Consider the following 23,794-nt stretch of genomic DNA (forward strand, 5'->3'; position numbering starts at 1 on the left):
TCATGAACGGCCCCGCTGGCGGCGACGGCGCCTCAGCTCGCGCTCCTCGTTGCGGTTGAGGGTGGAGTCACTGGGCCGTGGCGGGGTCACGTTGGTGACGCGGCGGGTGGCGGGTTGGCGCTGGCTGCCTCGGTCCAGGCGCTGTCGCAGCTGCTGCTGGCGCGGCGAGGCCGCCGGCTGAGTCGGCACCGGGTGGCGGGGCCGGGACTGCTGCGCCGTGGCTTGAGTCGACGGAGCGGCCTGCGGACTGGGCTGGTTCGGGATGGTGGTGGCCTGGTTGCCGGCGGACCGCTGGTGCATCGGACCGCCGGGCAGCTGATTGGAGATGGTGGGCGCCGTGCTGCCGGTGGGGGTGGGCGCCGGTCCCCCGGGCGGGTTGGTCGGCCGCGGCGGGTGCGGCGGCCGCGGAGGGTGGGGCGGCTGCGGCGGGATCGTCGGCGGCTGCGGCGGATTGGGGGGCTGCGGAGGGTTCGGCGGATTCGGTGGGAGGTGAGGCGGGTTGGGAGGCTGAGGCGGGTTGGGCTGGTGGCCTGCGGGCCTGGCCGGCCGGTTGGCCCTGCCCTGGATCCTGTTCATGAGGGCGACGGTGGAGACGCTGGAGGACGTGGCGTAGCCGAGGGCCGCGATCGGGTTTCCCGTGGCGAGGGATACGCCGACCATCGCGGTGCGGACCGCTCCGCGCGTGATCTTTCGGGCGATGCTCTGGTTCTTCGCGACCGGGGTGGAGGACGGGGTGAAGGCGGAGCCGTGGGTCCCGCCGACGCGGGCTGCGGACATCTTCGCGCGCCAGTTCGCCGCGACTTGCTTGGAGCGGACTGTGAGGGCCTTGCGCTTCTTGATCGCGCCGATGCACACGATGTCCACGGCAAGGAATCGGAGGGTGAGCTCGTTGCCCCAGCCCTGCTGCACGGGATCGAGGACGGCCTGGATGATCAGGATGAGGACAGCGAGGCCGACGATCGAGGCGAGGAGCTGACCGAGGGAGTGCAGCACTGACGCTGCCCAGTCCCAAAGGAAGGCACGTCCGGCCCCGGGGATGGTGCCGGCCACGAGGGCGGGTTCGGCGCGCACGGCGTCCCAGGCGATGCGGCACTGCGCGACGAGGAAGCTGCCGGCGAGACCGGTGATCAGAACGGTGACGATGAGTGCGGCGATGAGGAGGAAGATCGCACCGCCGACCTTGTCCATCGAGGCGCGCTTGGCGCTCTGGACGTCGCCCTTGACGCACTCCTTCTCGAACTGATCCATCGGCTGATATCCGAAGTGGTCGATCGCCCACCGGTTGACGATCGGCATCATCCACCCCGTGACGGGGCTGCTGTTGGGGTCGATGTAGGTGCGGAAGTCGTCGTACTTCTTCAGACGTTGCGTGTGTTCCTGGATCGCCCGGTCGTAGGCGAGCTGCCGCAGTTTGGTGTCGGAGTACTTCTGGGCGCAGTCGCCTTTGAAGATCCGCCCGTACTGGAGCAGCATGGCGGGCTTGACGATGAAGGCGTCGGTGAGGGCGTCGGTGAGCGGGCGTGAGAGGGCTCGGCTGCTGGCGGATTTCTCCAGGCTCTTTTCACGTTGGTTCGGGTTGGCGTCGAGGATGATGTCGGCGACTTCGAGGGACAGGCCGCGGGCGACCGCGACGGCGCCGTCCTTCTCGCCCAGGAGGAGTTGCGGGGGCGAGGACAGGAGTGTGGCGGTCAGGCCGGCGATGAGGAGGGACAGGGCGGCGTCCCCCCACCCCTTGGCGCGGTCGCCGAAGAAGATCCGCGCGACGCAGACGAGCGCGCACACCGACAGGAAGAGGCTGGGGAGGCCCATCTGCAGGATGACCTGGGTGTGCAGGGAGGTGGCGACGGACAGGACGGGTGTCAGGAGCAGCTTGGCGAGGCCGAATCCGAGCGCCCAGGCGATGAGCCAGCAGCAGAACGCCACGACCCACTTGGTGACCATGAAGCACAGTTCGGTGATCAGGTTCTCGATGCCGAGGTCCCAGTCCATCAGGTCGCCGGTGTCTGATTTCACCGTGTAGGCCGAGATCGGCATGCGGTTGCGGTCGGTGACGTTGAAGACGGCGAGGACGCCGCCCTCGTCGGGCAGGAGCTTGCGCAGCCGTTCCTCCTCGGCTTTGAGGAAGCCTTCCTTCACGGAGTCCGAGAACGACGTGTGGAGGTCCGCGAGGATCTTTTCGATCTCGGCGAGCTCTTCCGCGGTGGGCGTACGACCCCCGGGCGTGGTCGGCGTCAGGGGGGTGAGCGGCGCGCTGGAGGGAGCCGGAGTGGGAGTCGGAGAGGAGGTCGGTGTCGGGCTCGGTTCGGCGAGGGCCGGCAGGGAGGTGAGCAGGGTGAGGGCGGTGGCGGCGAACGCCGCCACGAGCAGCGCGAGGCGCAGGCGGGCCGTGCCGAGCAGGCGCAGCCGCTTCCACGGGGCGGGAGGGGTTTTCATGCCGCGGCCTGCCGGCTGGTCGGGGTGGTGTGGATGACGCGCTCGATCGCCCGGTCGAAGGGGATGAGGACCCGCATGAGACCGATGCGGCCGGCGAGGTCGCGGTAGAGGCACTCCCCCGCGCGTGCCCGGCGCTGGTCGTCGGGCAGGCCGAGCGGGGAGAGGCCGCCGGTGACCAGGTCCAGGAGGTCGGTGTCGGTGGCGTCCACTCCGAGGAACTCCAGGGAGCGGGCTGCCAGGGTGCGGCTGGTCTGCCGGAAGACGAAGCGGTGCGGGATGAGTCCGCGGACGATCACGCCCTTCTCGCTGTCGGACGGGCCGATGTCGTTGGCGTCGTGGCTGCCGACGTACGCGGCGGCGTTGCGCTTGCGGCCGTCGCGCAGCAGCTCCAGGAGGAGCTCCAGGCCCTCGTCGCTGGAGGTGAGCCACCAGCACTCGTCGAAGACGGTGACCGCGAATTCGTCCCGGGAGCGCATCGCGGTCTCGCGGGAGACCGCGGCGATCAGGTACATCAGGGCACGGCCCAGGACTTTCTCGAACTCCAGGCGCTGGATGCGGTGCTCGGAGGCGAGCTCGGACTTCTTCGGCAGCTGAAGCGCGCTGACGAGGAAGACGACGGAGTCCGCGCGGTGGGTGTCGACGACGGGCAGGGTCGCGTCGAACACGACGCGGGCGAGGTCCTTGCGGGCGACCGAGGCGAGCTTGCGGGCCAGGCCCTGGGCGGAGGCGTCGCCTGCGCCGCGCGCGGTGAGCTCGTCCATCAGGGCGCGCATCGACGGTTCGGGCCGGGCCAGTACGGCCTGGACGGCCTCGGAGAGTGCGACGCCTTCGAGGTCCATCGGGCGTACGCCGAGGAGCAGCGTGAGGAAGCTCTCGGTGAAGCGGGCCGCGACCTGGGGGCTGGTCTTCTCGTAGAGGCGCAGGGGGTCGAGGGAGACCTCGGCGGTGTGGTCGATGCGGATGAGCTGGGTGGTGCCGGGGCAGGCCTTGGCGAAGCGGGCCCATTCCTGGTCGGTGGTGCGGTCGACGATGACGGCGCGGCCGCGGGAGCCCGGCCGGCCGAGCTGGTGGCCGCGGGCGAGGACGTTGTAGACGGCGCCCTTCATGCCCACCGACTTGCCGGCGCCGAGCTCGCCGAGCCAGGCCATCGACGCGGACGCGTTCTCGCGGGGGCCGCGGGCGGGATCGATCAGGACGGGCCGGGCGCCGCCGGAGGCGACCTGGAGACCGTAGAGGCCGCCGCGGTCGTCGCCGAGCTGGGAGCCGCACCAGGGCATGGCCATCGCGAAGTCCCGCGCGAGGAGGATCTGCGCGTAGCCGGCCATGACGCGGGGGGTGCGGCAACCGGGCAGCATCGCCTGCCACAGGCTGGCCTGTTCGCCGGCCGGACGGGAGAACGTGTAGTCGGTGGAGCCGAAGTCGCTCGCGAGGGCGGCGGCCCGGTCCATGGCGTCCTCGGGGCTGTTGCCCCACACGGCCAGGGTGACCATGGCGCGGATCTCCACCTCGCGCCGGTTCGCGGTCAGCCGCTCGTGGTACTCCTCGTTGTCGGCCTGGTTCCGGGCGACGGCCGCGGGCGGGCCGGCCGGGTCGCCCTCGTACTCGGCCGCCTGCGCCTTGAGGTGGCGGGCGCGCTTGCGGACCTTCGGTTCGGCCTTCGAGCCGGGGACGATGACCAGGCGGGCGGTCCAGTCGACGGGGTAGGCCAGGTCGTCGAGCTGCTGGAGGTAGGCCGCGCCGGGCAGCGCGAACGCCTCGGGCATCTCGGAGAGGGCCAGGAGGGCCTGGTAGGAGTCGCCCCACTCACTGGACACCTGAAGAAACCGGCGGGTGAAGGGGTTGGCCGGCAGGGCGGGGCCGCCGGTGAAGTCGGCGCCGCCCTCGCCGACGAGAATCTCCCCGAGCGCCGCGACGGTGCGGCCGCGGCCGCGAACCGGGGTCTCGGTGCCGTCCGGGAGGAACGGCTCGGCGAGCCCCCGGCGCGCGCTGTGGCCGTAGATCCACAGGATCTCCGCCTCGGACGCCGGCCGCATCGACACCCCGGACGGCCACTGGGCCTGGATCCGCTCGGCCTGCTCCAGGCGCCGGCGCACCTCCGCGTCGGTGACGACCGCGGGCATCAGGCCGAGCTGCAGGGACACTTCCGCCCGCGCAGCCCGGAACGCCGACAGGAGAGCGTCCTTCTGGTTCAGCGGGGGCAGCGGGAGGGCGAGCCAGTCGGTGCGGCCGGTCAGCTCCAGGTCCTCCAACTGGTCCAAGACCGCGTGCCCGAGCTGCTCGTAGCGCGGTGCGCGCTCCAGGTCGATGTCGTCGACCATGGCGCGCACCACGGCGGTCGGGTCGATCTGCGGGCAGAGCGACATGAGCATCGGCTCGCCCGTCATGGCCTTGAACAGGCCTTCCAGGGCCTTGAGGCGACGTCGCTTCACGACGGCGGGGGCGTGGGAATAGTTGGTCGCGGTGACGCGCCAGACGGGCCAGACAGTGCCGTGGGTGGTGAAGATCAAATTGTTCTGGACGTGTCGGATCGGCAGGCGCATCGTCAGGTCTGCGGTCAGGTGCGGTTCGTGGGGGCGCGGCGGGCGAGGAGGGCTTGCACCCCCGAGGCCACTGGCGCGGCGGGTGCCGAAGGCTCGGCGGCGGGTACTGCGGGCCGGGGCCGGTCGGGCCTGGGATGCCGGAGCTCCGGTGCGGGGGCGGGGGCTTCGGCTGGCTCGTCGTCGGGGGGCAGGTGGATGCGGGTGTCGCCGCGGGTGGGCCGGGTCGGCCGGTAGGCGCGGCCGCGGAGCTGGCCGCGCCGGGGCGTGGCCAGCATCAGGGCGATGCTCAGCAGGGCGGCCGCGGGGTTGCGGCCGTCGATGTGCAGGTGGCGCAGCACGAACGCCACCGCGGCGGGCAGGGCCAGGAGGGCGGCGACGTCGAGCCAGCCGTTGCCACCCCAAACGGGGCGGGTCAGGATCAGGGCGCCGACGGTGGCGACGATCCCGGCGAGCTGGGTCAGGGTGTAGGGGCCGCCGGGCAGCCTGATCCCCCGGCCACCGTTGACGTCCCGGATCACCCCGTGAACGAGCGGCGCGCGCCGGGCTTTGGTGTAGCAGCGGCCGATCAGCTCGAAGTCCACCTCGCCGCCAGTGGCGGTGGCCTCGTTCACTGGTCACTCCGGGCGGCGTTGGGGCCGCTCTGGTACTGGACGATGTCCTCGGTTGTCTTGTTTTTCAGGGCGCCCATGTTGGCGGACAGGCCCCAGACGATCGCCGCGAAGATGACGGCCATGATCGTCGGCCCGGGTGCCTTGGTCTTCCAGCCCACAACCACGACGAAGATGCCGCAGAGAACCGGGATGGCCACGTCGAAGATGAGGCCCTTGATGTCGGTGCCGATGCCGGTGCCGGTCTGGATCCAGCCCGCGGCCAGCGTGATGGTGTCCTGCATGACGTGCTCCTCTTATGCGGTGGGGGTGGGTGTCGAACCGGGGGCGCCGGAGGCGGCCGGAGTCGGTGAGGTGAGGGCGGGGGCGCCGTCGAGGCTGGCGGTCTCCCAGCGGCCGGCGCGGGCCTTGAGGGTGAGGGCGTAGGTGAGCGGGAGCCGCACCCCGTCCTGGCCGGTCGCCCGGAGGGTGACGAGCAGGCGCAGGGTGGTGCCGTCGCCGGGGACGGAGACGACCGGTTCGCCGCCGGTCTCGCCCTCGACCGCGAACTGGTCCACCGCGACACCCGAGTACGGGGCCGGGGACGGCGCTGCCAGGCGGGTACCGGGGGCCAGATAGCGGTCGAGCTCGGCGCCGGCCTTCGTGAGGTAGGCGCTAAGGAAGCTGGTGACCGCCTGGGTGCGCGGGTCGGTCGGCAGCGCCGGACGCATCGCGCCGTAGACCAGCTCCGGAGTCTTGGCCCGCTCGGGGGCGGCGACCTCGGCCGGCAGCGCGAGCGCGATGTACGCGGTCGCTCCCCCGGCGCCGGGCGCCGTGGCCACGGGTACCTGGAAGTAGCGGACCGCGTCGGCCGACTGCGACGGGTCTGCGCCCGGTTGCGTGGACGGAGCCGGCGACGGCTGCGCGCCGGTGACGCGGGCCGCGACCGTGACCGCCCAGACGGAAGTGTCCGTCTGGCGGAGCCGGACGACGGTCAACTGCTCGCCCCGGTGCCGGCCGGAGACACCGTCGAGCTGCATGCTCGCGGCCTGCGGGTAGTAGACGGCGAGCTTGGGCTCGTCGCCGCGGCCGGCAGACAGGTAGGCGGCGACGAAGAGGCTCGCGAAGCCGGCCGCGCCCTGGCCGCCGCTCGCGGTCGGTGTGGGCGGGGCGGCCTTCGGCGCCGAGGACGCGGACGTGGCGGGCACCGAGAGGTAGGCGAGCGCGCCCAGCAGGGGGCCGAGCGCGATCAGGCCCCAGACGATCCAGCGCAGCAGCGCGGCCGAGTTGGCCTGGGCGCCGGTCGACCATCCGCCGACCCAGCCGGCCTCCTCGATGGCCTCGGTCTCCTGTGCGGCCGGCGTCTGCGGGTCGGCCGGTGGGGCCGGCTTCCGGCGGCCGGTGAGGGCGGGGCTCATGCCGTACCTCCGACCGAGCGCAGGGTGTGACCGGCCAGCTCGGCGATGCGGTTGCGGAGTTCCGCTTCCGGTCGGCGGCGCAGCGCGGCGAGCGAGGCGAGGACCGCGTCGGCGTCCTCGTCGAGGAAGGCGCGGAGGCGCTCGTGGGTGCCGGGGTCGAAGGGGCGGGCGACGAGTGCGGCGCCGAGGTGGACGAGCAGACGCTGGGCGCGGGTGACGCGCTCCTCGTCCGCGTCCAGCGACGTCGCGGCGGCGGGTGTGGTCAAGGCGCATCTCCAAAGGGGGGAGCGGACGGTGGCCTCGGCGGTGGTCCAGGTCATGCCGCGGCCTCGGGCTGCAGGGATGCTGTGAGGCGGGCCAGGGCCCGCGAGCGCCGGCGCTGCCAGGCGACGGCCGTGGTTCCGGCGAGGGCGGCGGCCTCGGCGTCCGGGATGCCGCCGCTGATGTGGTGCCAGGCCAGCGCCTGCGCGTCCGCGGTCGACAGCGCGCCGTCGCGCACCGCGTCGAGGAGGAGCTCCAGGAGCTCCAGCCGGGCCGGGGCACTCGCGGCGTCGTCTGCCGGGCCGGCGTGGAGGCCGGCTTGGGCGGCGGCCGCGCGGACGCTGCGGGCGCGGGCGATCTCGTACGGGCCGGGCGACCGGTCGGCGATCTGCTCCGCGACCGTGAGGTCTTCCCCCGCCGGGCCCTGCTCGGCGGCGAGCTCGGCCAGGACCCGGCGCAGTGTGTCCAGCGCGAGGTTCGCGGCGGGCCGGCCGGGGCGGAGGTGGATGCGACCGGAGCGGGCGACTTCGTAGAGGGCGGTCACGGTCACGTGACCGACGGCGTCGCGGGTGCGGCCGCCGGTCGTACGGACCTGTCCGCGGGTGATGCGGAAGACGGCGGGGAGCATGGCCTGGACGATGACGCGGCCGGCGAGGACGGCCGATCGGTCACGGCTGGCGGCCCGCTTCAGGAGGGCGCGCAGGACTGCGTCGGTCAGCTCATCGGTCACGCCGTCGGCCGTCGGGCGAAGCGCGGTGAGGAGCTGCTCGGGCGTCAGGGAGCCGGCCCAGGAATCGGTCACGGCCGCGAGCTCGTCGGTCAGGTGGCCATCGGTCACCCAGTCGGTCACCGCCTGGCGCAGGGTGGGGTCCGCGCACAGCGCGGCCCAGTCGGCGTTCAGCCGGTCGAAGTACCCGCCGCCGGGGGCGGGGTGCGAAGCGTCGTGCACGGCACGTCTCCTTTCGGATCTCGTGCCGTGAACTCTCCTCAGAGCGGCTTGCCCGAAGGCTTGCCCGCAGCCCTGAAAGCGCAGATGGGAGGCTTGCCCTCTGGCTGGGCAAGCCTCCCGTGACCGATTGGGCAAGCCTGGTGGGGGGTTGGGCAAGCCTCCTCGTGACCGGTCCATGCAACTGTGGGCAAGCCTCCCTGGGGGGTGGGCAAGCCTCAGGCTTGTGCCGCCAAGGCTTGCCCAGAAGGCAGGCGCGGGGGTGCGGCGGACGGGTGACCGATGGACGCGGACCGGTCATGACCGGTGACCGATGGAGCCCAGATCGGTCACCGGTCACCGGGCCCGGAATCGGTCACGGGCGGGCTCGGTGACCGGTCACAGCGGGTCCGGCCATCGGTCACGGCGCCGCCCGCCGGCTCGGCCAGGCGCCGATCGGTCACGACGGGACGGCTGCGCAGGCCGGTCGGTGGCGGTGGACGGTGACCGGTCACCCGGCCCTAACCGGAACGTCGGTCAGCTGCTGCCGACGGAGCGGAGGTGTGCCCGGCCCTGCTGCCGGCGCTGCTCCTCCAGGTGCTGCTTCGCTTCGAGGACGCGGCGCTGGCCTGTCTTGGGCGAGACCTCCAGGCGCCGGGCAACCTCAGCTCCCGACAGCTTCTTCCCGGCCTCTTCGGCCTCCATCAGCCAGGAGGCGACCAGCTCGACTTCGCGCTGGATCGGGTCAGCCTCGGCCGGTACCTCGTCGGTCTGCTGGCGCGGTACTCGGGCGGTCGCCTCACCGGACGCGGCCACCTCGGCCACCCAGTCCCGGCCCTCCGCCTCGGCAGGCGCGGCGAGGACGGGCTGCTCGAAGGAACGGCTCGCGGGTACGGCCGGGCCGGCGTCGGTCACGGAGGCCGTCGGCGCGGGGACCGCTCCGGCGGGCAGTCGTACGGGCTCGTCGGACGGCTTCGCCAAGCCGCGGACGCCGCTCTGTTCCCCGAAGAAGGGGTGCGGCTCCCCCGCGCCGAGCGGAGCCGCGACCGCCGGAGCCGCAGCCGCCGGCGCGTCGGTCACCGGCTCCGCGACCGCAGGTACGGGAGCCGGGAGTACGGTCGCTTCGGCATCTGCCGCCTGGAGTTCAGCGAGCACCGGCTCCAGCAGGGCATCGGGCAGAAGGCCACCGGTGTTCTGGTCGGTCAGGCCGTAGTCCCGCGCGAGGAACGCCGCGAACTGCTCCGCGGACGGGATCGCGCCGTACTGCCCCATGAAGTCCCGCCCAGCCAGCGCCAGGTCGACGAGGACAGGTTCGGGTACCGCGGCCCAGGCCTCCGGAGCCGCATCCTCGACGTCCGCCGGAGACTCCGCTTCCAGGACGGGGACCTCCTCAACGAGCGGCTGGGCGACCGGAGGCAGCTCGGGCACATCTGCCGCTGTCACCAACATCGGCTCAGCAGCCGACACGGACGAGGGCTCGGGCTCGGGGCGCGAGAGCAGGACCGGGCTCAGGCCGGCTGCGGTCAGGCCGGCGGAAGCGGTCTGCGCGAGCGGCACGCCGATGCGAGCCAGGCGCAGCGGCATCAGCGCCTCCACCGGAGCCTTACGCCGCCAGGCCCGCCCGTAGCGGGCCTGGAGCCGCGCCTCGTAGATCAGCCGGTCCTGCTCCATCCCGACGGCCTGCTCGTACGACCGCAGCTCCCAGAGCTTCATCCGGCGCCACAGCTTGAACGTGGGCATCGGAGAGAGCAGCCAGCGGGTGATGCGGACGCCTTCCATGTGCCGGTCGGCCGTGATGTCCGCGATCCGGCCCACGGCGTGCCGGGCCGCCTCGACCGTGACGACGAAGAGGACCGGGATCACGGCGTGCATGCCCACGCCGAGGGGGTCCGGCCAGGCCGCCGCGCCGTTGAACGCGATCGTCGCGGCGGTCAGCAGCCATGCCGTCTGGCGTAGCAGCGGGAAGGGGATGCGGATCCACGTGAGGAGCAGGTCGAGCGCCAACAGCACGCAGATGCCCATGTCGATGCCGATGGGGAACACCAGCGAGAAGCTGCCGAAACCCTTCTGCAGGGCTAGGGCGCGCACGGCCGCGTACGAACCCGCGAATCCGATGCCCGCGATGACCACGGCTCCGGTGACCACCACACCGATGAGTATCCGGTGCGTACGAGTCAGCTGCATGCGAGCTGTGCCTCTCTCTCCTCAGGATGAGTTGCTGATCTGGATCACGGTCTCAAGCGGGCTCGACGCAACCCTCGGACCGGCATGAAGGGGGAGTGGACGAGAGCACGATCGCCCCGGCTGGCCAACGGTGTAGAGCCTGCCGGTCAGTCATCGATGAGCATTTCTGCCAGCGCGAGACGGGCGTCGCGTTTCATGTGTGAACGGAGTGCACGTGCAAGAGCCTGAAGATCGACGCCTTGGACCAGGGCGTTCCGGATGCTTTCAAAGACGAGGGCCGAGCCGTCCGGCGTGATTACCGGGTAATCAGTGGCCGTCTCCCCCGGGGTCGATGCAGTTGCCGAAGCGGCCGGTGCAGTGGGCTTCAGGGCCGCCGGCGAAGCCCCGCCACTGATTACCGGGTAATCGCCTGCCTCGGCAGGCGCGGGGATGCGGGGCTTCCGCTGGGCCCTCTCCAAACGCTCGGCTTCGGCGCGCTGGTCGGCGACCCGACGCTGTTCCTCAGGTGCCACCTTCGCGAGACCCCGGACATGCCGCAGCAACCGGCGCCCCCCTTCCAAGTCGGCCTGAAGCTCAGGTGTGAGTTCCAGGAGCGACAGCCTCTGCGAGATGTACCCCTGCGACCTGCCGATCCGTCGCGCCGTCTCGTGCTGTGAGCCGTGAAACTCCACCAGGTTCTTGAGAGCCTGGGCCTCTTCCAGATCGGTCATCGCCTCTCGTTGGCAGTTGGCGACGAAGCTGGCTTCGAGGAGCGCCTTGTCCGTCGTCGCCAAGGCGTCGTCGACGAAGACCTTGATCTGCGGGAGCCCCGCGATTCGGGCTGCGGCCAGGCGTCGGTTTCCATCGACGACGACGTGAGTGGCTCCGGCAGGAATCTCAGGCTCGCGTGTAGGACGGTCACGCAGGTAGGCATCGACACTGGCCACGGTGATCGCCGCGACCTGTCCGGTGTGGGTCAGACTGGCAGCCAGACTGTCGAGGTCCGTCAGCCCGTCACGGGGGTTGTCCGGGTTGGCGCACACTTGATCGAGGGGGAGTGACGTCGGGACCCCGTCGCCGGTGACGTTGTCGATCAGATTCCGACGTGTACTACGTGCGACGCCGGCTCGCCGGAAGGCCGTGCCCTCCCCGATCTGTTCGCTCTTGCTGGTCACGAGATCCTCCTGGCGATGGTGCGCATCGTTTCCGCTTGTTCACTGTCTGGGGCGTACGAGAGCAGGGGTTGCTTGGCGCGGGCCGCTTCACGCTGTTCCTTGAGGTCTCCGATGACCGCGAGGAGGGGCGGGTCCTCCATCCGTTCCCACTGATCGAGCGAGGAGGTCGCGACGAAGCCGCGGCGGCTTTCGTAGAGGTTGACCACGATTCCCAGGTACTCCAGGTCTAGAGCAAGGTCCTCCGCCAGCGATTCGATCTGCTCGCTCAGCATGGTGAAGGCGGTGGCGGAGCTGTCTTCAGCCTGCACCGGTACGACGACCCCTGACACACCGACGGCTTCACCGTCGCGTCGACGGCCGTAGTACAGGGCCGCGTCCATGCTCGTTCCGAGGCTTGGGGGACAGTCGATCACCACCACGTCGAAGTCAGGCTCCAAGGGACGAAGTACGCGCTCCAGTGCCGGTTCCTTCGTGCGCAGCTTCGACAGCGCGAGCATGGTGTCGAGGAGGAATCCGTCCTGACTGGCGGGCAGAACGACGAGCCTGCCGCCGAAGTGCGTCTGCGGCATGGTGACCAACAGGTCCGAGATGGGGCCGTCGTTGGTGTTCACCATGTGCTTCGCGAGGCTGTCGCGGTCCTTGTCCACGGGAATGGGTTCGAGGCCAAGCTGATCGGTGAGGTGCCCCTGCGGGTCGTAGTCGACCAGCAGAACGCGCTTTCCTTGCTCGGCGTAGGCCTGAGCGATTCCTGCTGAGACAGCAGTCTTCCCAACGCCGCCCTTCTGGTTGCAGACGACCTTTCGTTGGGGGATGTCGGTGGCTGCTCGCGCCGAGTCGGCGGGGTGGGCGAGAAGCCACGCGCGAACTGCCTGTGCCAACCCCTGGACCAGGGTGATGCCGGACGCTCCACACACAGCGCGGACCTGGTCCCAGGTTCCCTGTGGCAGAAAAGTGGCGAAGGGGACTGATCCCGTGGTGGGTACCGGTGAGCGGGGGCCGTCGGCTGCCATCCAGATGTTGAGTCCCTCCAGCACTGCGTCCTGGATGTCGCATCCGACCATCGCAGCACGGACCTTGAGGTCTTGCCGCATGGAGGCTGGCAGTTTGGAGACTACTTTCTCCCGGTCTACAGGGGTGCCTTGAGTGCTCATGCGCCAACCTTACTAACTGGGATCCCTTCAGCGTGATCCGGTGTCAATTCGCGGTGTGTCGCCCGTGAAGTCTGGGTTGTGGGTAAATGCACTTCACCGTCAAAATCGAGTTGCCGTTGTCCATCAGGAGCGGAGACGACGAGGCGTTTCCTCCGAGGGACGGACCCGCCGGGGCGGCGGAAGCTGGGGGAGGAGTGCCCAGAGTGGGGACGAGCCTCCAGCCCACCGGTCCAGGAGGACACGGTCGACCAGGTGAAGCCGTTGGCTTCGGGCGAACTCCCTTGCAGGCTTGGTGAACCTGCCGTTGGTGACGAGGACGACGACATCGCCCCCGTGCACGGGACGTCCGGTGCCGTTGAGGACATGAAGGTCTGGCGTGCCAACGGCCGCTCCGGCAGCCCCGTCGCGGTCGGGTAGGTCCGGCGCATCGCTGCGCCGGACCCCCCTCAGAACCGTGCGTGCGCCTCTCAACGCACACGGCTCAAGCGGGCTGCGAGGCCCGCGCAATAGGTGTCCTACGGTTGCCCCGGGCGTGGAGTTCCCGATGGCAGTCTGCGTGAATCAGCTCCAGATTCAACCTGTCGTTTGAGCCGCCGTCACGTCGGTACACGATGTGGTGCACGTGTAGTTGTTTCGCCGAGGCTGAGAACCATTGGACCCACTCACGTACGTCCTGCGGTTCGAACTCGGCGCCTTCGATCAGGTCCAGCCCACACCTCGGGCAGAGTCCCTTCTGCCGCACCGCCAGCCCGATGTTTCGCTTTCCGTCAGCATCAGGATGTTTGCGACGTCGGGATCTGCTGGCCCAGTATGCAGACAAACTCGGGTCGTCCTTGGAGGCCCGGCCCGTGACCAGCTTATGTCTTACAATTTTGGTCCAACTGAACTTGATGAGGTATGCGCCGGTCTTGCGATCGCCGAATACCCATCTGTCTCGCCTGTGAAGGTTGAATTCCCCCCAATAGTGGGCGATCCTCCATAGTCGCCCCTTATTTCGGTGTCTTCGCATGGCCCACATCCAGAGTCGCTGGAAAACGTAGGAATCCAGCGTTGCGAAGATGTTACTGGAGACGACTCCCCGGTAGTAGGTAGCCCATCCTCGGATAGTTGGGTTGAGCTTGCCGATTAGGGCTATGGTCTCCCAACCGTCCATACTTCGGATGCGTTCCTTGAGAGTCCGGATGAGTCGTTTAACGGCGTCTCGACTCGGCCGAATGATCACCTTCCCGTTGCGCATGCGCTGGATGTTGAACCCGAGGAAGTCGAATCCTTCACTGAGGTGGACCACTCGGGTCTTTTCCTCATTAAAGGCCAGACCCTTGGGCTCAAGCCACTTGGAAAGGCGTTCTTTCACCATTAGTGCTTCTTCCTTCGTCACACAGAGCGCGACGAAGTCGTCAGCGTACCGAATCAAAGTTGGGGCAGTCGGATCGGTACGAGTTACCCTTTCCGTTGCTCCTGCCGCTTCTGTCATTCCGTGTAGAGCGATGTTCAGGAGAAGGGGACTGATCACACCTCCTTGGGGCGTCCCCTCATCGGTTGCCGTTAGCTTCTGGTTCTCCATCACTCCGGCTCTCAACCATCGGCGGATCATTTCCCGTCCGGGGAACGATCCGATGGCCGCAAGGAGGCGTTCATGATCAATGCGGTCAAAGGCCGCTGCCAGGTCCGCGTCCAGTACCCACAGCCGTTTCGTACGTTTTCCCGAGGTGACTGTGTGGATGGTACTGATGGCGTCGTGGCAACTCCGCCCTGGGCGGAAGCCGTAGCTTCTCGCTTCGAAGCGAGCCTCCCACTCAGGTTCCAGGGCATTCTTCGCTCTGGCCTGGTTCACTCGATCCCTGATAACCGGGATTCCTAGAGGGCGCATTTTGCCGCTTGACTTCGGAATGTATACACGCTTGACGGGCTTGGCATCGAGACCCCTGTCGGAAGTGAGCTCCTTGGTGAGGCGCCGTCGTTCCAAAGCGGTAAGAGCGGTCTCGCCATCAATGCCCGCCGTCCTCTTCCCATGGCTCTTCTGCGTCACTCGCCGCACACTTACGGCGAGGTTTGAGTGCGAACGCAGCATGAGCTTTTGAAGGTTTCGTACCTTCTTGAGGTCACCTTCTTGCGCGGCTCTAAAGATGCGCTGTCGAAGTCGCCTTACGTTCTCCTCGGCCTTCGCCCATTCGGATCTGGGTGACCGGCCGTTCACGTTCGAGGGTCCGTTCGCCGCCTCTGGCGACAGTCGAGTTGCCATTGACATGCCGGCTGCCGCTTCCCTTCGGTATCTAACTTGCGCCTCGATGCAGACTGCTTGCAGTTTCTCTTTTTCTGCCTACCTGATCCGCGTGGGCTCCCTTTCGGGCTCAGGCATATGCCTGATATCCGCCGAGTTATAGCCGGGGCTGAAGGTGACCATTTCCGGCGTTTCCTCTGGACTTTCGTCTTGGCGGCTTTCGCTTCTCGGATCATCCTTTCCCGCAAAGGAGTTAGGTCTTCGTTACCTCCGACTTACCGCAGTTCGCGGACCTTTACGGGGTTTCCACGTTCCGCACTATTCAGATGCGGCCTGGTTAGGACGCCCCCTCTGCACCGAGTCCCGTGGTGATCTCGTGGTCGTTTCGTCGCCTTCCACGCACGCGGCGGTTTCCACCGCCAGGACTTACCATCGCGCTTCGGTGGTTCCTCGTCGGCGCGAAGTTGCATTAACGATGCGTTGCAACAGGGATTCACTCTCGTTCGTCCTTCCGGCCTTCCCCTTCACCTGTTCCCCGCGACGAGACAGGGGCTTGGGCTTTTCCAGTTCGGCTTAGGACAACCCCGTTGCCAGGGATGCCCCCGAATGTGGGGACCGACATTGATCACTTGCCGGGGGCGGAGCCTCCCTCCTTATCTCCGCCCGCTGAGTAGTGCGACTTCGTGTCGCACGCGGTGCTTGCACTGGATTACCCAGCGCCGGCCTGCCGGGTCGGTCCCCTTGACGTCGGCGCCGTTGTCGCCTGCGCCGCCCACCCGGACAGCGTCGAGAACTCCGTCGCGGCGCATCAGGTCCCGTACGGCTTCCTCGAACTGCCTGTGGTGCAGGCCGTCCAGAAAGCGGATGTCCCAGCCCTCCGGTCGCCGACGCCGGGCGGCCCACCCGGAGGCACCACGACGCGCGGCCTTCACTAGCAGCAGCGTCAAAGCTCCGCCGGCCAGGACCGCGACGGTGACGGCGGCGATGTCGGCGCCGTAGAGCTGAAGCCCCTGCCGGATCTGCGGGACGAGGACGGACGTGAACGCGGCGATCGCGAGGAGGCCGGCGGTATCGCCGGTAGGCCCTCCCCGGCGGCGGTGTACGGAGCGGCGCCCTCGTCCTGGCCGTCGCCGAGGAGTGCGGGGCTGGTTTCGACGTCCGGGCATGGACGGGCCTTCCTGAAGCAGGTCGTGGCGCGCACCGGCCACGGTGGGCTGGCGGGGGAGCGTCGCCTCCCACCAGATGGTGGGGATCGCCATCCACTTTCCTCATGGCGGCTTGCCCGAAGGCTTGCCCAGTCCCCGAAGGGACGAGGGCGGGGGCTTGCCCACCGGAAGTGTCCGTAGTGCACGTGGCCGCCTCGACGCGCGCCGCCCGTATCACTGCGGCCGCTTCACCACCCGGGTCCCCCATTTCCCGTAGCCGGAGGGCGACTCGGCAACCGAAAAGGCCACCAGAGGCCGCCTGCGGACCTCTCAGGCGATCACAGGTCGATCCATACCGGGTAGGCCGAGTTCGTCGACTGGAGGGCCCATTCTTGGCGTCGCTTTTTCAATATGCGTAAATTGCCGGGTTGAGGCGCCGGATGTCCCGTCTCATCGAACTTGGAGCGGATGTCACCGAAGGTGGACGAACCACGGTTTCGTCTCATCCAAGTTTGAGTGACCGTTCACACGGGCGAGGGGTTTCGCCATCTGACACGCAGCTTCGCGCCGGCACTGGGGAGCCTGATCTTTCAACGAGAGGCACGGGGCGGCAGGGGTGTATGGCGGGAGAGCTTGCGGATACGTGCGTGCAGTCTGCGCTTGATGCGTTCGAGCTGCGCTTCTACGAGGGCGGCGTACAGGTTCGCCGCTCTTTGAGAGTCAGCTGGAACGCGTGCTTCGAGAGGGTAGATCCGGTGCGCGCGTTTCACTGGTCCAAGGGCGGTGGGAGCTACGCGGGGTGGCACTGGTCGGCGACAACTGGTGGCCACGTTGGGTACGAGTCGTGGCTGGAGCGGGACCGGTTGATCCTCCTCGATGCGGATCCGGACGTGAAAGGGATCGCCTCGCAACCGTTCTGGCTGCACTGGCATGGTGGCTCACGCAAGCGCCGGCATGCTCCGGACTACTTTGTGCGGCTCGCGGACGGCCGCTGCCGGGTCGTCGACGTCCGCGCCAGTGATCAGATAGACGAGACAACCGCCGATGCCTTCGAGGCAACAGAGCGGGCATGTCGGGCGGTGGGCTGGGAGTTCGTACGTGTCGGTGTGCCGGATCCCGTGCTGATGGCGAACATGCGATGGCTGTCGCGCTACCGCAGGAGCCGGTGCGGTCGTCGGCCCGAGCTCGCTGAACGGCTGGTCAGCATCTTTCAGGAGCCGGCTCCACTGCTGGCGGGGGCCGCGCGGGCAGGTGATCTGCTCTTGGTGCTGCCGGTGTTGTTTCACCTGTTGTGGAACCGCACGCTGGTGACGGATGTGACTTCTCAGCTTCTGGCAGCTGACAGCTTCGTGCAGGCCGTGAGGGGGGAGTAGTGGGACGGTTGGCACGAACGACGGGACTCGGGGTCGGTGAACGGGTGCGGTTCGAAGGCCAGGTCCGGATGGTCCTGGCCTTCTCGGGCCGCTCGGTCCATCTCTCGGACCTCGGCCGCGAGCCTCGGGCGGTTGACCTGACCGTGCTGTTCGGAGATGCGGATTTCGAGGTCATCGATAGTCCCGGTCGGATGCCCCTGCCACCGGTATCCCTGCTGGAGACACTGCCGCAGTCGGTGCTGGAGAAGGCCTTGTGGTGGGAGGGCCACATTCTGGAGGTCCTGCACGGGGTGCCGGCGGACGCCCCGCTGGGCACGGAGCCGAACCCGGAGTACCTCCTGACCCGGTCGCTCACTATGCGGGAAGGGGCCAAGGCCGCCGAGCTGACGGCCGCAGGACACACGGTGAGCGCGAGCACGGTCGGCAAGCGGCGTCGCCGCTACGAGACGAACGGGGTGCTCGGCCTGGCTGATCACCGTTCGGTCCGCAGGACACCCAGGTATGGAGCCGTGGACGAGGCGGTGGTCACGGCGATGAAGCAGGCAGTCAGCGAAGCAGTGGACGCCTCCACCCGCACGGGCACGTTCCTTTTGTGGCGGACCGGCGAGATTCTCAGGAACAGTGAGGAGGGTCGGACGGCCTCACTGCCGTCCCGCTCGACGCTCTACCGACTGCTCATCAAACTCACCGCGGGCACCCACATCACCGGCTCCGCCGTGACCCGCAGGTCACGGGCCCATGGGGCGTCAGCTCCGTTCAGCGAACTGCCGGCTTTCGCGCCTGGTGAGGTCATGCAGATCGACTCGACCCCGCTGGACGTGCTGGTCCGCCTCGACGACAGCACCTCGGGCAAGGTCGAGCTCACCGGCATGATCGATGTCGCAACGCGAACGGTGACCGCAGCCGTGCTGCGGCCCACCACAAAATCGGTGGATGCCAGCGTGTTGCTGGCCCGCACCGTCACGCCGGAGGTGATGAGACCCGGCTGGATCGACGCCCTGCGGATGTCGCGTTCGGTGCTGCCGCACCAGCGGTTGCTGAGTATCGACCAGCGTCTGGAGCACGCGGCTGCACGGCCGGTGATCGTGCCGGAGATGATCGTCTGTGATCACGGCAAGGCCTTCGTCTCCCGCAACTTCCTCGCCTCCTGCCGGTTCCTTGAGATCGACGTTCAGCCTGCTCACAAGGGTTCGCCCTTCGAGAAGGGCCACATCGAGAAGATGCTGAACTCCGTGGGCACTCTGTTCACTCAGTTCCTCTCGGGCTTCACGGGGCGCAACACCGATCGCCGCGGCCGTCACCTGGACAGCAAGCCGCTGTGGTCTGTGCTGGAGCTCCAGGAGTTGCTGGACGAGTGGCTCGTCGCCCACTGGCAGAACCGGCAGCATGATGGGCTGCGCGATCCGTCCCACCCGGGCAGGTCGTTCACGCCGAACGAGAAGTATGCGGCCCTCGTCGAGGCCTGCGGTTACGTTCCGGTCGCGCTCAGCAGTGACGACTACGTCGAACTCCTGCCGGCCGTCTGGCGGGTGGTCAACGACTACGGGATCAAGATCAAGCGCCGCACCTACGACAGCCCTGAGCTGACCCCGTTCCGGCGGCAGCACTCGGGGGTTGCAGCGAAGAAGGGGCTCTGGGAGGTCCATCACGACCCCTACGACGTGTCCCGAATCTGGGTACGCAACCATCACGCCGACGGACAGTGGATCCAGGCCACGTGGAAGCACCTGCGCCGGACCCCTGTCCCGTTCGGGGAGCTGGCCTGGGACCACGCCAGCCAAGGCCTGCCCGAGACCACGGAATCTGAGATTGCTGACGCGGTTTCCGCTCTCCTGGCCAGGGCCCATGCCGGACCCGGTCAGCCCTCCAGGCCGAAGCACACCGCGCGGGAGCGGCGGGTCGCCGCTCGCACACGCGCTGCGGGCCCCAGCACCTCCATTCCCCAGCCGACGCCAGCACCGCCCGAGAAGCCCGAAGCGGGCTCGGGTCAGGACGAGGCGCTCGCCGAGGTAATTCCTCTGGGCTTGTTTGATCCACTCGAAGACCCGTGGAGGCGAAGGTGACCCATCCCAGCCCTGGCATTGCGCAGGAGAATGTGGACGAGGCCGAGTTTCACCTGACCACCCGTGAAGGCTGGCGCCGCTTCACCGCCGAACAGCCGACCCCTCCGCGGCTGCTGACCCCGGCCGAGCACGAGGCCCTGTCGGGCTCCGAGCGGGAGATCGACTACGAAGTCCGGCTCGATCACCACGCCCGGCTGATGGTGGTTGCGACCTCGACCGTCCGCCATACCGTGACCTGCGGGCGCCGCCTGGTGCTGCTGAACCGGCACGCGATCAGTGCTCGCCGCGGGCTGATCGTCTCCGGGCCTGCCGGGACGGGCAAGACCATCGCCATCACCCAACTCGGACGCTCCCACGAGCTCCTGGACCGCGCCCGCAACCCACACGGCGCCGACCGGATCCCGGTCGTCTACATCACTGTTCCGCCCGCTGCGACCGCCCGCATGGTCGCTGCCGAGTTCGCTCGCTTCCTCGGCCTCCCCGTCCGCCGGCGCTCGAACATCACCGACCTCATCGAGGCCGTCGTCGGCGTCTGCACCACCACCCGCACCGGCCTCGTCCTCGTCGACGAGCTGCACAACATCTCGCTGACCAGCCAAAACGGCGCCGATGTCGCCGACACGCTCAAGTACTTCTCTGAGCGCATCCCCGCGACCTTCATCTATGCCGGCATCAACATCGAGCACAGCAACTTGCTCTCCGGCACTCGCGGAGCCCAGATCGCCGGCCGCTTCACACTCCTCCCCACCCACGCCTTCCCTTACGGCAAGGAGTGGCAGGGCCTGGTCGCTACCCTGGAGAGCACCCTCCTCTTGCAGCGGCACCGTCCCGGCACGTTGGTCGGACTCGATCGCTACCTGCACGATCGCACCGGCGGCATGATCGGGGCTCTCTCCCACGCCATCCGCGGAGCTGCCATCGACGCGATCCTCACCGGCACCGAGAAGATCACGAAGTCCTCCCTCGAAGCGGTCCCCCTGGACCACTCGGCGCAGAGCGCTTCAGCGGCCAAGTCAACGGCCAGGCGATGACACCCCCGCAGCCCGACATCGCGAAGCTCCCCGTCAACGTCCGCCCGCAACTCGGCGAGACCATCGACTCCTACATCCGGCGCCTCGCCCGGGCCAACCACCTCAAGCCCAGCTACCTTCATTGCTTCCTCTGCGGACCCCCCTTCTGGCAGGGGAAACCCCACATCGAACGGCTTGCTGCTGTCTCCGGACGCTCTGCAGAAGCCCTGCAAAACGCACTCTCGGACGCCACCTCCCCCCGAGACCGGGTCAAGCCGAACCCCGGATCCCTCCGGCACCACCAACATGAAGCCCTCAACCGGCATGGCGCTGACCTGGCCGTCCTCATCCAGCACGACGCTCTGGACGCCAGCATGCCCATCCGAGTCATCTCCGAGGAATGGGAAGTCCCAAAATGGCTCGTCCGCCGCGTGCTAACCCCTCGATCTTCCCCGAGCTCAGCACCCGCCGACGACGCAATGCCCTCGACACGGAGACAAAGAAGCTGGTCACCGACATGATCGTCAAGGGGATGGGCGCCACCGAGATCTGGACCGAACTCATGGACACCCACAGCGTCTCGACATCGCTGGCGCTCCTACAGATCCAGATCCGGGCCACAACCCCACAGCACACAGACCCGCAGACATCCTGAAGTGGATCACTCCAACTTCGATGACACTCGCTTCAACTTCGATGAGACAGGACACCGGACGGATGTCCTGCGTCACCGAACCTTGATCGTGTGCCATCGAGCCTTGACCGGCTGCGAGTTTGTGTCATCGAAGTCTGCTCACGCCTGGTCAGATCCGGCGAAGCCGGATCAGGCGCCGAAGCGCGTACCTGGGAGCTGCGATACCGAGAGGCGGGACGAGACGGCGCTGGTGACGGGACGAACGTAGGATTGCGATCATGACTCGTTCGGCGGAGTGGAGTTGACCAGCCGTGATGCCCCCGTACTGCACGATCTGCCACGCGTCACCCACGGATCAGGACTACGAGACTTTCACGCTCGTGTACTTCCGTGCGATAGCACCACCTCTCGATCACGAGGGGCATCCCGAGAACGCCCTCTGGTTCTGCAAGGGTCACGTCCGGTATACCGAGGGCAAGACCCACATGAGCGCCATCCTGGCCATGGTCCACATACGCGCGGCGATCCGACGCAACGCCCCGAATCCCTGGCCACTCACCAGCATGCCCTGAGCCCCATGCCTTCGCCCCAGATTCGCGGGGCGCGGGTGCCGAACAGTTGTCAGGCGGAAGACGGTAGTCTCACGCCGCCGCAGCCGTGGGGCCCGCCGGCTCGGCAGCAAGTTGGCCGGCCACTGGGCAGCGTCGGGTGCGACGCCGTGCGCGGCGGCCCCCGCTCTCCTCAGATGACGAGCTCTTCGCGCCGCTCGGTCTCGCAGCTTGACCACATGATCAAACTTCGATGACACACGCTCAAGGTTGGGTGACACGGGACAGTTGACCTGTCCCACCGGAGTTGGTGCCCAGGTGTCCCGTCTCAGGCGATCTGGCCCCTGTACAGATGATCTGGACCGATTCGCCCTGTCTCAGATGATCTTGAATGGTCAGGTGCCCGGCTCTCTGGTCTCGCTCACAGCCTGACTATGGTGGCGGTCGTGGAGACCTCCGATTCGCCCTTGGCGATACGTGCATGCTGGCTCTCGTGGATCCGGTCCATGGCGCCAACCAGGCCGATCTTGTCGCGCAACTTGGCCTCAGGAACGTGCGTGAGACAACCTGGGCACACGGTGTCGATCTCATCGCCGAGGTTGCGCACAGCGGCGAGGAGCGATTCTCAACAACCGTGATCACCCCAGCAATCGAGGGGTGGACCTTGATCGTTGGGGCGTGGTGCGGGCTTCCCTATCTGACGCGCACCGACCTCGTCACGAACCTGTGCCAACAGCTGAGCTCGGAATTTGGACGAGCTCAGGCCTACTTCCATAGCGAGCAGAACGACGGCGAGGCGTGGCTGATCGCCGAAGGCAGCGCCGTCATCAGGCGGTGGATCGCCGAATACCCTGAGCTGGCAATGGGCGAGCCCTTTGGCGTCGCGCGCCGCCTTCTGGATGCGTTCGGCATCCCGGGCAAGCCTGAAGACCTCGACCCCGAAGATGACCTGACCAGCAGTTGTGCGGCTACTTGGGGCGACTGCGACGCGCCTACCGTCGCTGCGGAATCGAGCCTCGACCCCGAGCAGATCGGGCCGGACACCGGTGCATCCGGAATCGTCCTCGTCGCTGACACGGTTTGAGGGGGGTTGGCGCATGATGGCCTCGCCGGGTTCGGCTGATCTGAAAGGATCCTCGGCATGCTGATCAACCAGGGCTCGACGGCCCGCCTCGATGACACAGCTCCGTGGAACCGCCTGTACGAGCAGGCTTCCGAGAAGCAGAACGACCTCCTCTCGGAGGTGCGTACCGCGGTCGACCACGGCATGGACGATCCCGTGGACTCGATCGAGATGGCCTGCACCGCGGCGGAGACCGCCGGGGCCGTGGTCCGGGCCCTGGAGAGCCCGTGGGCCCTCTACACCCCGCAGGACGCCGCGACGGTCGCGTCGGCGCTTTTCGTCCAACTCCAGCACAGCGCCGACGCGTTCTTGGAGCTGCGTCGGTCGGTCGGACGGATCGTGGAACGCGGTGAGGCCGACTTGGTTGCGCCGGCCGCCGGGAAGCCGGCGAACCTGGGCGACGCCTTGGAAACGCTGCAGGCGCTGTCCGACACGCTCCACGGTCTCGTCGCCCGGCATGCCTCCACCACGGTGCGAGCCCTTGAAGCGGCCCCCGGCTCGGCCTTGGTTCCGACCGATAGCCACCAGACCATGGCGGCCGTGGCTGCCCTGCTCGCCGGGCAGCACGACGGGAAGGTGGCGCTGAACACGCGCCACGAGGACGGCGACTACGACCCGCAGGACGACGACAGTTGTGGGTGTGGCTGCGACGTCACGATCCTCGACGCCGATGAGGAGTACAACTTCCACCGCGGCGACTCGGAGTGGTCGGTGACCAGGGCATCGGACGGCCGGGACTTGACCGACGGCTCCACCGTCTTCGGCACCTGGGAAACCTTGAGCACATCCCTGAAGACCGCCCACCCGCAGCAACTCGCCGACGACGTCCTGCACGTCATCGCGACCGACCGGCAGACAGCCGCCGAGGCGGCCGATGGCCGGTGGGCGGAGCGCGCACGCGCTGCCCAGCGCCGGAACGGCTGACAGCCGGTAGGTGCCAGGTGCGGCTCTGAAGCGCCTCAGTAGACCGCGCCCTGCGCCGGCGGCGGGTGACTCTCATTCATCCCGGCACAGCATGGCGGTC

17 protein-coding genes and 2 pseudogenes are annotated in these 23,794 nt (G+C 68.3%); 6 read left to right on the forward strand and 13 right to left on the reverse strand.

Annotation, left to right across the window (positions count from 1 at the left end; translation table 11 throughout):
* The 13 genes and pseudogenes from OG906_RS40880 to OG906_RS43885 all read right to left on the reverse strand — a co-directional run.
* Complete coding sequence (locus tag OG906_RS40880; RefSeq protein ID WP_266976296.1) at positions 1–2,433, reverse strand: hypothetical protein; 2,433 nt, start codon at positions 2,431–2,433, stop codon at positions 1–3.
* Positions 2,430–4,973: an ATP-binding protein gene (locus OG906_RS40885; protein ID WP_329449210.1), complete on the reverse strand. Its 2,544-nt coding sequence runs from the start codon at positions 4,971–4,973 to the stop codon at positions 2,430–2,432. Before OG906_RS40885 ends, OG906_RS40880 begins: the two co-directional genes overlap by 4 nt.
* A gap of 14 nt (positions 4,974–4,987) precedes the next feature.
* On the reverse strand, positions 4,988–5,584 hold the full coding sequence (locus tag OG906_RS40890) for a hypothetical protein (protein WP_329449211.1): 597 nt from the start codon (positions 5,582–5,584) through the stop codon (positions 4,988–4,990).
* Positions 5,581–5,865, reverse strand: a complete 285-nt coding sequence (locus tag OG906_RS40895; protein WP_266976290.1) for a hypothetical protein — start codon at positions 5,863–5,865, stop codon at positions 5,581–5,583. The genes OG906_RS40890 and OG906_RS40895 overlap by 4 nt, the downstream gene beginning before the upstream one ends.
* A gap of 12 nt (positions 5,866–5,877) precedes the next feature.
* Positions 5,878–6,978, reverse strand: coding sequence for a conjugal transfer protein (locus OG906_RS40900; protein WP_329449131.1), 1,101 nt, complete (start codon positions 6,976–6,978; stop codon positions 5,878–5,880).
* On the reverse strand, positions 6,975–7,244 hold the full coding sequence (locus tag OG906_RS40905) for a hypothetical protein (RefSeq protein WP_329449130.1): 270 nt from the start codon (positions 7,242–7,244) through the stop codon (positions 6,975–6,977). The genes OG906_RS40900 and OG906_RS40905 overlap by 4 nt, the downstream gene beginning before the upstream one ends.
* A 50-nt stretch (positions 7,245–7,294) precedes the next feature.
* Positions 7,295–8,188 carry a hypothetical protein gene (locus tag OG906_RS40910; protein ID WP_329449212.1) on the reverse strand — a complete coding sequence of 298 codons (894 nt, stop codon included), beginning with the start codon at positions 8,186–8,188 and terminating at the stop codon, positions 7,295–7,297.
* A gap of 513 nt (positions 8,189–8,701) precedes the next feature.
* Positions 8,702–10,348, reverse strand: coding sequence for a DUF2637 domain-containing protein (locus OG906_RS40915; RefSeq protein ID WP_329449128.1), 1,647 nt, complete (start codon positions 10,346–10,348; stop codon positions 8,702–8,704).
* Between the two features lie 146 nt (positions 10,349–10,494).
* Positions 10,495–11,502, reverse strand: a complete 1,008-nt coding sequence (locus OG906_RS40920) for a ParB/RepB/Spo0J family partition protein (protein WP_329449127.1) — start codon at positions 11,500–11,502, stop codon at positions 10,495–10,497.
* Positions 11,499–12,653, reverse strand: a complete 1,155-nt coding sequence (locus OG906_RS40925; RefSeq protein WP_329449126.1) for a ParA family protein — start codon at positions 12,651–12,653, stop codon at positions 11,499–11,501. Before OG906_RS40925 ends, OG906_RS40920 begins: the two co-directional genes overlap by 4 nt.
* A gap of 123 nt (positions 12,654–12,776) precedes the next feature.
* Positions 12,777–13,061 (reverse strand): annotated as a pseudogene (locus tag OG906_RS40930) (restriction endonuclease); the annotation flags it as partial.
* 73 nt (positions 13,062–13,134) lie between these two features.
* Positions 13,135–14,901 (reverse strand): group II intron reverse transcriptase/maturase, encoded by a 1,767-nt coding sequence (gene ltrA / locus OG906_RS40935; RefSeq protein WP_329449213.1) that lies wholly within the window; start codon positions 14,899–14,901, stop codon positions 13,135–13,137.
* A 665-nt stretch (positions 14,902–15,566) separates the two neighbouring features.
* Positions 15,567–15,731, reverse strand: a pseudogene (locus tag OG906_RS43885) (restriction endonuclease); the annotation flags it as partial.
* A gap of 908 nt (positions 15,732–16,639) precedes the next feature.
* On the opposite strand from OG906_RS43885, the gene OG906_RS40945 reads away from it, so the two are divergent.
* The 6 genes from OG906_RS40945 (at position 16,640) to OG906_RS40970 (ending at position 23,694) form a co-directional block, all read left to right on the forward strand.
* A complete protein-coding gene (locus OG906_RS40945) occupies positions 16,640–17,392 on the forward strand; it encodes a TnsA-like heteromeric transposase endonuclease subunit (protein WP_329449124.1) in 753 nt (250 codons plus the stop codon).
* Positions 17,392–19,455, forward strand: coding sequence for a Mu transposase C-terminal domain-containing protein (locus OG906_RS40950; RefSeq protein ID WP_443067504.1), 2,064 nt, complete (start codon positions 17,392–17,394; stop codon positions 19,453–19,455). The genes OG906_RS40945 and OG906_RS40950 overlap by 1 nt, the downstream gene beginning before the upstream one ends.
* A complete protein-coding gene (locus OG906_RS40955; RefSeq protein WP_443067503.1) occupies positions 19,452–20,486 on the forward strand; it encodes a TniB family NTP-binding protein in 1,035 nt (344 codons plus the stop codon). Before OG906_RS40950 ends, OG906_RS40955 begins: the two co-directional genes overlap by 4 nt.
* Positions 20,487–20,880: 394 nt before the next feature.
* A complete protein-coding gene (locus OG906_RS40960; RefSeq protein WP_329449214.1) occupies positions 20,881–21,120 on the forward strand; it encodes a hypothetical protein in 240 nt (79 codons plus the stop codon).
* A gap of 1,008 nt (positions 21,121–22,128) precedes the next feature.
* Positions 22,129–22,731, forward strand: a complete 603-nt coding sequence (locus OG906_RS40965; protein ID WP_329449121.1) for a hypothetical protein — start codon at positions 22,129–22,131, stop codon at positions 22,729–22,731.
* 57 nt (positions 22,732–22,788) lie between these two features.
* Positions 22,789–23,694 carry a hypothetical protein gene (locus OG906_RS40970; protein WP_329449120.1) on the forward strand — a complete coding sequence of 302 codons (906 nt, stop codon included), beginning with the start codon at positions 22,789–22,791 and terminating at the stop codon, positions 23,692–23,694.
* Positions 23,695–23,794 lie beyond the last annotated feature (100 nt).

The organism is Streptomyces sp. NBC_01426 (assembly GCF_036231985.1).
Taxonomy (GTDB): domain Bacteria; phylum Actinomycetota; class Actinomycetes; order Streptomycetales; family Streptomycetaceae; genus Streptomyces.